The 12291-nt window shown below is 44.9% G+C and carries 9 protein-coding genes; 7 read left to right on the forward strand and 2 right to left on the reverse strand.

All coding sequences use genetic code 11. The features are described from left to right. The first annotated feature begins 37 nt into the window (after positions 1-37). From R8269_RS04915 to R8269_RS04945, 7 genes are all read left to right on the forward strand, one after another. Complete coding sequence (locus tag R8269_RS04915) at positions 38-406, forward strand: hypothetical protein (RefSeq protein WP_031777210.1); 369 nt, start codon at positions 38-40, stop codon at positions 404-406. Positions 407-415: 9 nt separating this feature from the next. Continuing rightward, positions 416-1765, forward strand: a complete 1350-nt coding sequence (locus R8269_RS04920; protein ID WP_005375593.1) for an HlyD family type I secretion periplasmic adaptor subunit — start codon at positions 416-418, stop codon at positions 1763-1765. Positions 1766-1768: 3 nt separating this feature from the next. Next, positions 1769-4000: a response regulator gene (locus R8269_RS04925; RefSeq protein WP_054577120.1), complete on the forward strand. Its 2232-nt coding sequence runs from the start codon at positions 1769-1771 to the stop codon at positions 3998-4000. Further along, positions 3975-5399 (forward strand): TolC family protein, encoded by a 1425-nt coding sequence (locus R8269_RS04930; RefSeq protein WP_054577119.1) that lies wholly within the window; start codon positions 3975-3977, stop codon positions 5397-5399. Before R8269_RS04925 ends, R8269_RS04930 begins: the two co-directional genes overlap by 26 nt. Further along, entirely contained in the window at positions 5389-6975 is a 1587-nt protein-coding gene (locus tag R8269_RS04935) for an ATP-binding cassette domain-containing protein (protein WP_318222468.1), read from the forward strand. Before R8269_RS04930 ends, R8269_RS04935 begins: the two co-directional genes overlap by 11 nt. After that, on the forward strand, positions 6972-9110 hold the full coding sequence (locus tag R8269_RS04940; RefSeq protein WP_053809549.1) for an ATP-binding cassette domain-containing protein: 2139 nt from the start codon (positions 6972-6974) through the stop codon (positions 9108-9110). The genes R8269_RS04935 and R8269_RS04940 overlap by 4 nt, the downstream gene beginning before the upstream one ends. A 105-nt stretch (positions 9111-9215) precedes the next feature. Then, entirely contained in the window at positions 9216-9590 is a 375-nt protein-coding gene (locus R8269_RS04945) for a hypothetical protein (RefSeq protein WP_318222469.1), read from the forward strand. Between the two features lie 26 nt (positions 9591-9616). Here the strand turns inward: R8269_RS04945 and R8269_RS04950 are convergent, their stop codons facing one another. Beyond that, the gene (locus R8269_RS04950; RefSeq protein ID WP_017635872.1) at positions 9617-10507 is read right to left on the reverse strand and encodes an RNA polymerase sigma factor RpoD/SigA; all 891 of its coding nucleotides are present in this window, start codon (positions 10505-10507) and stop codon (positions 9617-9619) included. A 333-nt stretch (positions 10508-10840) separates the two neighbouring features. Beyond that, a complete protein-coding gene (locus tag R8269_RS04955; RefSeq protein ID WP_005375621.1) occupies positions 10841-12283 on the reverse strand; it encodes a diguanylate cyclase domain-containing protein in 1443 nt (480 codons plus the stop codon). Positions 12284-12291 lie beyond the last annotated feature (8 nt).

Raw genomic sequence — 12291 nt, forward strand, 5'->3', positions numbered from 1 at the left:
CCTTACTTGTTGTCATTAAAGCAATTAGTGCGGTGGGATAATGATAAATATGACAAATCTGTTGCGCTCAGTCGACAATAGCCATAAAGGGCTGCAATTGCTATTAGGCGATTTTTACCAAGATTTCAGTGACGCAGGGATTGATATTGAGATGCTGCATAAACAAAACCGTTTTGAAGCACTCAGATGTTATTCAAAAAGACTAAAGACCATTCTCGTCTTGTTATGTGATGACGACTTACCACCAAAATTGGCAAAGCTTGAACACTTAAACAAACACCATTTCCCTGCTCCTAATGAATTGATTGAGGACGTTAAAACCGAGCTTAACAACGTAAACAAACAAATTAGCCAGCTGTTAAAAATCGAAAATTCAATCGATAGCCGCACAGGTAGTGAATCGTAGGGGTGGCTCATGAGTAATAAGCAAATAGAACATCACCTCAAAAAGGCGCTCGTTTCGAACAACGAAGCTTCGAAGGTAACAACAGACGATACAATCGTGCTAGCCAGTGCAATGACCAGCGTACACAAAACCTTGCTGGTTATCTTTTTGCTTTCCATGGTGGCTATCGCCGTGGCATCTCAGGCTCGTATCGACATTGTGGTGTCGGTGCGCGGTGAGCTATTGCTCGAATCTGACATCGAAAAAGTGCAACACCTTGAAGGCGGTATTCTAGAAGAAATGCTAGTGCGCAAAGGCGAAGTGGTTTATGAAGGTCAACCTATTGCACGCCTTCGCTCTCTGGATAGAAACACTCAACTTGATACGGTAAACACAGAGATCATTCAGCTTGAGCTAGACAAGATTCGTTACGAAAGCCTGCGCGATATGGTGGAACCCGATTTTTCTGCCTACATCGAAAAGTACCCAGAATTAGTGCAAGTCAACATGAATACCTGGCAGCAAGAATTTTCTAAAAACCGTTCCAATGAAGAGTTGATCACTCACGATATCCAACATAAGAATTCGCTTATTGATTCAATGCTCAAGCGCCGTAAAAGCTCCGAGAACCAGCTCTCCTTAATACGCAAGCAGCTCAATATTAAAAACACCTTGTACAAGGAGGAAATGGCGTCTTACGTCGATGTTCTGAATATGCAGGTTCAAGAGTCAAACATGGTGCGTGAGATTGAAAACCTTGATGAGTCGGTCATGAATGAGCGCTTCCAACTCGACAAACTAGAGAAGCAGTACCGAGACTTGGTGGAGAATCGTAATGCCGAGTATCAAGCACAAATCATTCAAGCAAACAAGGACTTAAAGTTGAAACGTATATTACGTCCTCAACACTCAGATAAAGTGGATCGCCTCGTGGTTTACGCCCCTATTGACGGTGTAGTAGATAAAGTGCACTTCAATTTCCGCTCCGCTGTGATACCGCCAGGTGAAAGCATCGCGGACATTGCACCGATCAATAACGCCCTTCATGGAGAGGCGAAGATCCCGCGTAAAGACATGGGTTTTGTAGAAATCGGACAAGCGGTCAAAGTGAAGATGGATACCTACAACTTTGCCAAATACGGATTTTTGGAAGGTCGAATTGCATCGATCAGCCGTTCTTCTTATGAAGAAGAAGACGCTGAATTCTACCTCGCGGAAATCCAAATCAGTCAAAACTATCTAGAGCGCGGAGGTACACAATACAAGCTGTCCCCTTATATGGAGTTTACCGCAGACGTGAAAACAGGTTCACGCCGGGTTATCGAATACGCAGCGAAGCCGGTTATGTCGGCTATCGAAGACGCATTCGATGAGAGGTGATGGATGAGTAGCAAGCCTTCTTACAATATTTCCGTTCCTGTTATGCGCCTAAGCATTGCTTTCAGCTTGATGCTGGCTGCCCTCGCCTTTTATTTGTATATCTCTTGGGACAAAGTGGATTCAGTCGAGAAAGTGCAAAACGCGCCTCTTTTGGTTCAAGCTCAACAGCTCAACCAAACTATCGAGTTTGATATTCAAACGCTTCAACGCTGTTTAAGCGCACGTTATTGCAGTACAACAGAGCTTGATTTTGAGGTTCTGAAAGACGAAATTGACCAATTTAAGTCGCTCGCGTCACTCAACAAAACCGAGTTTAGCTTGGTGGGCGCGACCGAATACACGCAGCTTGAACTGGCAATCAATCGCTTCTCAGACAGCCAAAAAACACGCGACGATGTGTTGGCACTGTACCTCTCGCTCACCAATAACTACCTACAAATGGACGACAACTACCGGACCATATTTAACAACCATGCGAGCGACCTAATGATGGAGAAAAACGAGTTCTTCATTTGGTTGTTTGTGGTCGTTGTCGTACTGGTTGGTATCGCAGTGCTATCGAACTTGGTGGCAATCCTTAAGCTGAAAAAATCCAGCTCGAATGAGCGTGACATTGACCAAGAATTCGATGAGCTTTATCAAGAGCTCAAACAACTGGATTTACAAAGGTTGGAAGAGTTGCTGAATGAAGTGAGCATCAATCCGAAGCAGCGTCAGATCTACTCTCACCTAAAACTGATTTTCAGCAAACTCGAAGAACAAAAACGCAATAACGATCTCTACAAGCAGCTCTATGCTCTGATTGGTTACGAGATTCGTGGCATCACCAACACCATTAACGGCGGCGTGCAATATCTCGTTCAAGAGACCGATGAGAGCGGCGTGTTGATGGCGCAAGATATAACCTCGGCTGCCAATACCCTGTCTGAATTGGCAGAGAACTACAACCGACTCATTTCACAAGGGACCGAGAGCAAATCGAAAGAGTTTTCACTGCTGAATGTACTGTCTGAATTGATGATTCACATCAGTTCAAAAGTGCAGCGAAATGAAGGTGAGCTAGACTGCTTTATCTCGGATAACCTACCAAACCGTGTTGAAGGACAATCCACCAGCTTATTCTGGGTGTTGTTCCTACAGCTATCAAATGCCATCCAACTCAAAGCCGACAAGAAACTGTTTGTCACCATTGAATCGGGCGCAGCGTCAGACATTGAAAACACTCGCCTGACCATCAATCTAAACTTCTTAACCACGCTGGATGTGCCGCTTGCCAAGCTCAATACCCTACACTGGAGCGACCATAAACAGCACACTGCAACCAAAGACGATTTGGCGAAAAGCGTGTTGAAAGATTATGGCTATTACGAGAGCCATTGGTATCAATCGGGCAATCAGGAACGTTTTCAAATTCAGCTCGATTTGAAAGCCAAAAGCTTCCACACCGAGAAAACTCGCTTCGACAATAAGCGCCTATTACTGTGTGCCAACTCTCAGCTGCGCATTGATGTGATGAGCAAAATGTTAGTCAACTTGGGCTTAGAGATTACGCCAATTCGAACGCCGAACGAACTCTTCTCTGCGGCAAAAACCTTTGGCGAATACGATGCCATCATGCTGACCGACACGTTCGAGCCAAACAAGCTGCCCTCACTGAGCAAAACGGTGAAATCGCAACTGCGCAATCACCCGAACACCAAGTTGCTGCTCTCGGTCACTAGCACTCAGCAAGCGCAAGAGAGCCATACCTTTGTCGACAAGATTCTGAACTCCCCTGCGATTCCATATGAGTTTATCCCCAATCTTTTAGCAATCATGGAAGCGGAAGCCTCAGAAGATCAGATGGAGAACAGCTCATTCCTGATTGTGGAAGATGACCGTGTTCAACAGATTCTACTCAAACGTATTTTGAGCAAGCAAGAATACGAAGCCGACACCGTTGGCGATGGCGCAGACGCTGTTCAGCACTTCATGAATCAGCGCTCGGACATCATTTTTATGGACTGCATCATGCCTGGCATGGGCGGTATTGAAGCAACCAAACGCATTCGACAATACGAACAAGAGAGCGGACAAAACCCTTGCACCATCATAGGCGCGACAGCATTGACCAGCAGTAATGAACACCAAGCTTGTATCGAAGCTGGAATGGATTACGTGATCAGCAAACCTTATAAAAACGACGAAATCATCAAGGTGATCAACAAGTATGTGGCGGTACAGAAACTTAACTAGCTGCGTATTGGCAGCGCTTACATTGAGCAATGCTCCTTCGGCAATGGCGACCACCTTGCTTGAGGCGGTCAAACTCGGCTTGGAAAACAATTTATCTCTGCGCGCTAGTGACAAAGGCGTGGAAGAAAACGAATACAACATCGACATTAGCCGTTCTAAGTTCCTGCCTTCTTTAAACGGTGCCGCTGATACAACATGGAATGAAAACGAGACCATATTAACGGGAACACCAGATAAACGTTCAAGCTACAACTCAAATAGCTACAGCGTGTCTTTATCGCAATCGGTGTTTAACCTTGGCGACATCTTCAAATACGGCACCGCTAAGCTGGATTTCAACATTGAGGAAATCAAACACGAGAACAAAATCCAGAGCACCATTTCTGAAATCGCGACGCAATATTTCGAATACCTCAAAAACAACGCGCAAATCAAAGCCACCCAAGTAGAACTTAAATCGTCTGAAACACGTGAGCGCCAAATGCGTCGCAACGTGGAACTTGGCAACACTGCGGCGAGCGAGTTGTATGAGGTAATTGCCCAGAAAGAAGGCATTGCCAATCGCTTAAGAACCTTAGAGAAAGACCGGCGCGTAATTTTGAACGGTTTAGAGATTCAAGTTCAATACCCAGTCACCCCATCACAAGACATCTACGAAAGTGTTCCCTTGGAGGAAATCAGCGAATCCGAACAACGTGAGATTCTTGAACAAGCTTTGAAGCTCAATAACGACTTATTGGTTGCGAAGAAAACCGTCGAGCGCAGCCGAAGAGGCTTGAAAGAAAGCGGTTCAAACTTTGTGCCGACCGTATCGCTCTCTGCCAGTTACCGTTACGACGATGCGAACAACTATGACCGAACCGACCCAACCGCAACAGGGGACAGTAACTCGACCAGCGTCGGGTTGAACTTGAATGTGCCAATTTTCTCCGGCGGTTCGGATTACTACGGTTATCAAAAATCGTCGACTGCCATCGAGCGAACCGAGCTGCTGTACCAAGATTCATTGTTCGCGACGCGCAATAGCGTTAACACCTCAGTACTCAACATTAACGACTTCTCCCGCGCCATCAGCAGTTACGAGAACATCATCCGTGCCAACTACGCTTCCTACAAAGGCATTCAACGCGCCTATCAGCTTGGTACGCGAACCATTACCGACTTACTGGCAGCGGAAAGTAAACTGTTCAGCGCACTACGTGATTACGAGAGCGCGCGCTATGACTACATCATTGAATCGATCAATCTTGAGCAAATCAAAGGCATGCTATCGGTTCAATCTATCGAAAGCATCATGCAGTTGATGAGCGATATCGAAGGCAGAAGCAATCAAGACTTAGTTCCAAAACACCTTCTCTCTAAACCATCGATTAAGGAAGGAGGTCGCAATGCAAACTGAGCACTTTTCCCAAAAGATTAACTTTGCTGACAAGTGTTATCTGACTTTCTCAACGGTCATCTCAACACTGTTTGGTTTAGTGCTGCCCTTTTCGATTCTTATTATCTTTGACCGTGTTTTACCTAACCAAGCCAAAGACACGCTGTTTCTTCTGTTTGCCATTATCTTGATCACCATCCTCCTCGACTATCACTTAAAGAATCAGGAAGAGAAGATTTCGTCGGTGATCATGAAGCAATTCGAAACCAACTTAACCAACAAGGTGTTTCAATCAATCTGTTTGGCTGAGATATCGAAGTTTCGTCGTCTAGAACCCGGTGAATACCTAGAGCGTATTGCGACCATTCCAGAGATTAAATCCTTCTTTGGCGGAGAATCTGTACGGGCATTGATCAACCTTGCCGTCAGCATACTGACCATTCTGATTATCGGTCTGATCAACATCTGGGCAGGGGTGACCATCTTGCTCGCCTCCATCATTTTGGCGGTGTTCGCACTCAGTCTTTCCAAGCAAAAAATCAACAGTCTAGAAAACAAATCCGACATCGAAGGCTTAACCACGTCGAAAATCATCGAGATCATCTCTAGCCCACTCGATATCAAAGCGCGCAATATGGAATATCGCGTTGAGAGCCTCATGACACAAATGGTGGAAGAGCGTGAAGTCGAGAACATCAAATACGAGCAAATCGAATCGAACTTCAGCCTTATCTTGTCGCTCATACAACAGCTCTCCATAGCTTGTGTGGTGGTGGTTTTGGCAACGGCAGTTATCAACATGCAATCTAGCCAAGGCATCATGGCTGCTATCATCATGCTTACCAACCGCTACTTCGCGCCATACCAGCAAGTAATGCGCACGGTGAGCCGCTGGGAGTTGAACAAGCTTCATATTCAACGTATCGCCGAGTTGCTTGAGCTTGCGGCATCTGTAGAACAACAAAATGACACGACAGAAGTCGAGCGCATCTCGGTGAAGTATTCGGAAAAACAACGCATTGAGTTTGAACGCGGTCAGGCTTACTTGCTGACGGGGAAAAGCGGCGCAGGTAAAACCCACCTCGCCAATTGCATTACGCGGCAAAACACCGACAGCAAGCTCGATATCCAAATCAACGAGACACCGCTCGATGACGTCAACTACAACGTCTGGCGTAATAGCGTGCTCATGGTCGACAAAACCAGTTCGTTCGTCGAAGGCACCATCATCGACAACTTGACTTGTTTCCGCCCGAGCTTAAACAACACGGCATTTGCGCTTTGCGAAACCATGAACATCAAGGCACAAATCGATGCCCTTCCCGCTGGTTTTTACACCGAGCTTAAAGGACATTTACGCAACCCATTCTCGCGCCAAGTCGCTTATGCCTTGTTGTTAGTGCGTGCCTTACTCGCGAACAAACGTGTGTTGATCTTCGACGACATCGACTGTGTTTATGATGACGACTTTGCTCGATTGGTTTTGACCAGCACCGCCTATCGCGCCAACGACAAAATCCTCATCATCGTCAGCAACAAGATGGACAAACTCAATCATCGCCTCAAACGCGTCAAACTTACCGGAGGTGACCAATGAGTATTTTGGTTGATTTTAATAATGTCCCTCAGCGCTTGTTGGACTTTGAGGCTCGCAGTTATGACGAGCGATACAATCAGTCACCTTTGATTCGTGGTTTAGCTTACACCCTCATAGCGCTTGAATGGGAAGGCACACCTTCTATCCTCAGCGACGCTTTTATCCCTAAACCAAAAGACAGCGACAGTTTTATCGCTACGATTGAACGCCTTGGTTACCGTTGTGACGTCACCAAACTAAAAACGTTGGAGCACATCGAGGGGCATCCTCATCCTTGTTTTATCGAGATAGAAAACCTCACTGCGATTTTCTTGGGCACTAAAGACGGCAAACTGATCCTGTTTGATTACACAAATAACAACACCATTGAATACCCGCTCTGCAAGAAGCCGTGCTTGTTGGTCTCGATCAGCGAATACTCCCGCTTATTCCGAGAACCGCCACCTGAATCTCAAGACCGCAGTAACTGGATTAAATACGCGTTTTATCGCTACAACAATGAACTCAAAAGCCTGATTATTCTCAGCTTCGTGGTCAGCATTCTCGGCGCACTCCAGCCCTTTTTTATTATGAGTGTGTACAACTTCGCCTTAACCTCTAGCTCGCAAGCCACGCTTTATTGGCTCACGTTATTTGCTGTGATTGTTGGGTTCTCGGAATACTTTTTCAAGAAAATGCGGGTCAACATCATCGCCACATCAGGAAAGGATTTGGCGGTGCATATTTCTCAAAACGTAATATCCAAACTGTTGTGGCTTCCTTATTCGATGACATCCACCGCAGGTGTCTCTTCTCAGTTAGCGCGTTTGAAAGACATCGACACGTTCCGCCGTTTGGTAACCGCAGAGTCAACATTAAGCTACTTCGACATGCCGTTTGTTATCGTATTCATTATTGCCATTGCTCTTATGTCTGGTACCGCGGCGCTAGTCGTTATGGCGGGGTTGATTCTAATGTTGGTGTTCTGTGTTTATTCTCGTTACATCTACTCGCAAGCCACGTCCAAGAGCTCTCGCGCCAACGCCATGGTTTCTTACCAATGGAATGAGATTCTTCGTGGTATAAAAACTATCCAAGGCTTGCCATTGTTGCGTGTTATCCAGTCCCGCTTTAGCGCATCGCATTTACAAAGCACCAACGATGCAGAACATGTTTCAGTGACTAATAGCAGGGTTCAGGCAGCAGGCGGGAGTTTGATTCAGGTTATTGGTACCGCAAGTATCGTCGCGGCCGTTATCGGCGTGATGGACGGCACCTCCGATGCAGGTGCAATGCTTGCTACCGTAATTTTAGTCTGGAAGGCGTTGGGGCCTATTATGGGCATCTACAACTCTATTTCTAAGTTCCAATCCATTAAGGCGTCTTCTGCGCAAATCAACAACCTTATGGCGATGAATGACGATAAGCTAACGTTAGAGAAAAGCCCCCCTATTCGCCTCTTTCAAGGTAGTATCGTCGGCTCTGGTGTGAGCCATCGTTATAGTGGTGCGGCAACAGGCTTAACTAATCTTGGTTTTAAAATTCCACCGGGCGCAAAAGTTGTGATTTGTGGACCAACAGGTTGCGGTAAAACGACGCTCATTTCTATTATCGCTGGGCTAGAGGAACGCTATCAAGGCTCAGTTTCGGTGGACGGTTATAACATCAAACAATTCAACAGTTACCGCTATCGAACCTCGATTAACTACATCCCGTTTAACCTGCATATTTTTGAAGGCTCCTTGGAGACTAACTTCATCTTGCATAATGGGTTAATCCCAACAGAAAAAATGCGTGAAATGGTGAGTTTCTTTGAGCTCGATACATGGTTGCCACAAGGCCTGGACACTCAATTGAGCGTTGATATCTGTAAAAGTTTACCAAATGGTATTCAACAAAGACTGCGGCTCGCATTAGGGCTAGGCAACTGCGAACAATCTTTGATTATCATTGACGAGCCATTTAATGGTGCAGAGCAAGAAAACTCGCACTACTTCAAGCGGTTATTCAGCGACAAACTACTCAATAAGACCGTTATTTTCTCAACGAATGATCCGGGCATGATCTCTACTTCCAATATGAGCTTAGTCTTGGAGCCAGATGGCAACTTGAAGTATTTCGGGTTAACCGATAAGTACTTAAAAAGTCTAAGTTAAGTTCGGAATGTGGTGTGGTTCATCATTCATAATTGAGCACGGTCATTGACAAAAATGTAAACGATGAGACTATTTACTCTGTAAGCGCGTACACTAAGGAATCCGATGTATACATTTGTTGCAGACAAATTGGATGTGGTTTATTTATCAACGATACCAGAAAACTACCAGTTACAAGACTTTGACGTGCCTGAAGAAGAACTCGAAGTTCGTGAAATTGTAGAGGTATGGTATGAGTGTGCGTTTCTTCCTGACTTTAACCTTCAACACATCGACATCGAAAACAAAACCGCATTAGTCGAGACACAAGCGCAAGTCGTAAACAACTACACAAGTACGCTCGCTTTTTTACTCAAAAGTCGTACTTATCGCGCAGCACTTAACCGATTATTGAGTGTATGGAGATTGGAGGCAGCAGCTAAAGCACAGCTTGAGCTGCTGTTACTTACGGAAGAACAGAGTAGCAAGCCAGTAAATTAATCGGCTAGGATAAGGGGCTAAAAATCTTAAACCCAACCATCGAATCGGAGACGTTTCTGCACGCGTTCAACCGCCTCTATCTGCATCTGACGAACACGCTCGTTAGACACGTTTAACAACAGGCCTATTTCCGACAAGGTTTTCACTCTCTGGTCAAATAATCCGAATCGATGGATTAAGACTTTCTGCAACTTAGTTGGCAAGGTTTTAATAATATTTTCAATAGCTTGAGTAAAGCACTGGTTTTCACAGTCTTGTTGTGGATCTGGCGTATACTCACTTTCACACAGTTCAAGAACAAATGGAACACGATGAAGGTCCGCAGTGGTCGATACATCAATAAAACCACTAAGAGCAACAAGTTCATCTATACGCTCTGCTTTCACCCCTGAGCAGCGTGAGAGTTCAGAAATAGACAACTCCTTGCTCTCACTTTTTGACGCATCTAGCTTTTTTAAAGCCAGGCTATTTATCTCTTTGCACACATGAGCAGGTAAACGTACCGTGCGGCCATTGTTCATTAATGCCGCTTCTATATTCTCGCGAATCCACCATACCGCATAAGTAGAAAAACGGTAGCCTGGCTCAGGATCGAACTTATCGACCGCTTTTATCAAACCAATGTTACCTTCTTCTATTAAATCGAGCAGAGTAAAGTTATTACCTGGCCGTTTGAGGTAACCTTTTGCGATTTTCACAACAAGTCGAAGATTAGACTCAATCAACATTTCGCGCGCTTCTTCATCACCAGCTCGATTAAGTTTGGCGTAATGCAACTCCTCTTCACGAGACAACAAATCAATCCCCACAATATCTTTGAGATAGTGAGCATAAGGGTCTTTCCCAACTGACAACGATTCTTTCATTGACAGTTCATCCGTGACAGCTCGGAACCTAGCAAAGCATTCGTTGTTCATTCCCCGTCCTTCTCAAGCCAACTTATTTCTTATCTTCTTTAATTGTTTTTGTACAACACTGTATGCATCATGCTTTATATGCATTACTTTACACTGAGTGTAGACAGGGGTTCTGATCTTTACCAAGAAATCACTTATCACTTTAAAACAATTACTGCTTCTATGATAAAAACGTGAGCAAGCGGGGGTTTATATATATGAAAGTGATAGTATTTGTACGCAAATTGGCCTCAAAGAAAACAACGCAACGTGATCGTCAACGCTTACCACCTTACTCTGACTAAAACTTTGAGGCTTGAGGATGGTTTGAAGTATCAGTTGAATTAGCGAGATCTAATTCACTTGACGAAGCGCAGGTTGAAGCTGACAGTCTGTTATAACTTGGAAAACTGCACGATTCTTTCCTTCAGACTTACCTTGATACATCAACTCGTCAGCATCTTGCAAGCTCACGATGTGGGTAAACTCAGGATAGTAAGCACAGCCCAAACTGATACTCAAATGAATTGCTTGTCCGCCCAGTATAACAGGCTGATCGTAAACGGCTTTACAAAGCATATTGGCAAAATTGAGCGCCTCTCGCTCTGACAGAGACGACGTAACGAGTGCGAACTCTTCTCCTCCAATTCTCGCCAATGTCATTCGGTCATCAGTCATCGACTTAGCGGCTTCTGCGATGGCAACTATTGCTCGGTCTCCAGCAAGGTGGCCATATCGATCATTGATTGATTTAAAATCATCAATATCAAACACCATCACCGTTAAGTTTCGCTTCAAATGATTCAGTAGCGCCAATTGCTCAATCAGGTGTCTACGGTTGTATAGCTTTGTGAGAGAATCCGTCAACGTCATCTCCAGCAATTGCTGATTGGCAATCGTTAATTGCCTTGTCCGAAGAGCAACCATACGTTTGAGGGCAAAAATATGATAAAGCGTTGCGACCGCCATAATGAAAATAGCAATAGGGAAAAGATAAAGTGGATAAACCGTTTTCACCAGACTCCAACGGGTGAGGATCCGCTCACGATCCGTATCGATGACTTTTTCAAACGCTCGTGATACCTCTAAAATGGAAGTTGCACTGTGCATTCCTGCTGCAATCCGAAGATCTTTACTATATAAGCTAATTGTCGGGACAAACATACCCGCTCCCGGCGTGGTTGCCATATAAAAGTTAGCAACTTGCAGGTCTGCAACGAAGTACAGCACCTTTTTATCGACGGCGGCTTGTATCATCGAATCATTGTTAATGTATTCTGCGATAGGTGCATTCGGGTAATTCGTCTGAACAAACTCAGACTCGTAACTTCCTTTAACAACGCCAATTGGCAGCGTCATTTCGCCAGTTAAAACACTCCTGATATCAACCGAAAGTACATCTTTATTTACGTACAATTTGGTTTGGATAGGCATTATGACTGCGCCAAAGTCCATATACTTCGCTCTTTCGGGCGAGTAGACAAGTCCTCCGTGAAAGTCAGCCTTACCCTCTTTTACGGCTTGTAAAGAAGCATCCCAATCCAAAAGGAGAAACTGAACGTCGATTTGGTTGTTCGCCGCGTACTCTTTCCAAAAGTCGATTAAAATACCTTTAGGTTCACCATCTGGGCTAAGATAAGAGAACGGCTTCCACGCTTTGGAGTTAGCAACAATTAAAGAATGAGACTCTGATTTGTGCGCATGCGCCATCGGACAAATGGACAGCCACAGTAGTAATAAAGAAGCACACGCTTTTTTACATTTGCAACCATAAGTACCATAACTCGTCGATGACATACCTACTT

The organism is Vibrio sp. Vb0667 (assembly GCF_033391095.1).

Excerpts from the sequence above, each read along its gene's own strand:
- R8269_RS04920 (WP_005375593.1), top strand. The coding sequence starts at position 416 with ATGAGTAATAAGCAAATAGAACATCACCTCAAAAAGGCGCTCGTTTCG.
- R8269_RS04925 (WP_054577120.1), top strand. The coding sequence starts at position 1,769 with ATGAGTAGCAAGCCTTCTTACAATATTTCCGTTCCTGTTATGCGCCTA.
- R8269_RS04930 (WP_054577119.1), top strand. The coding sequence starts at position 3,975 with ATGTGGCGGTACAGAAACTTAACTAGCTGCGTATTGGCAGCGCTTACA.
- R8269_RS04935 (WP_318222468.1), top strand. The coding sequence starts at position 5,389 with ATGCAAACTGAGCACTTTTCCCAAAAGATTAACTTTGCTGACAAGTGT.
- R8269_RS04940 (WP_053809549.1), top strand. The coding sequence starts at position 6,972 with ATGAGTATTTTGGTTGATTTTAATAATGTCCCTCAGCGCTTGTTGGAC.
- R8269_RS04945 (WP_318222469.1), top strand. The coding sequence starts at position 9,216 with ATGTATACATTTGTTGCAGACAAATTGGATGTGGTTTATTTATCAACG.
- R8269_RS04950 (WP_017635872.1), bottom strand. The coding sequence starts at position 10,507 with ATGAACAACGAATGCTTTGCTAGGTTCCGAGCTGTCACGGATGAACTG.
- R8269_RS04955 (WP_005375621.1), bottom strand. The coding sequence starts at position 12,283 with ATGTCATCGACGAGTTATGGTACTTATGGTTGCAAATGTAAAAAAGCG.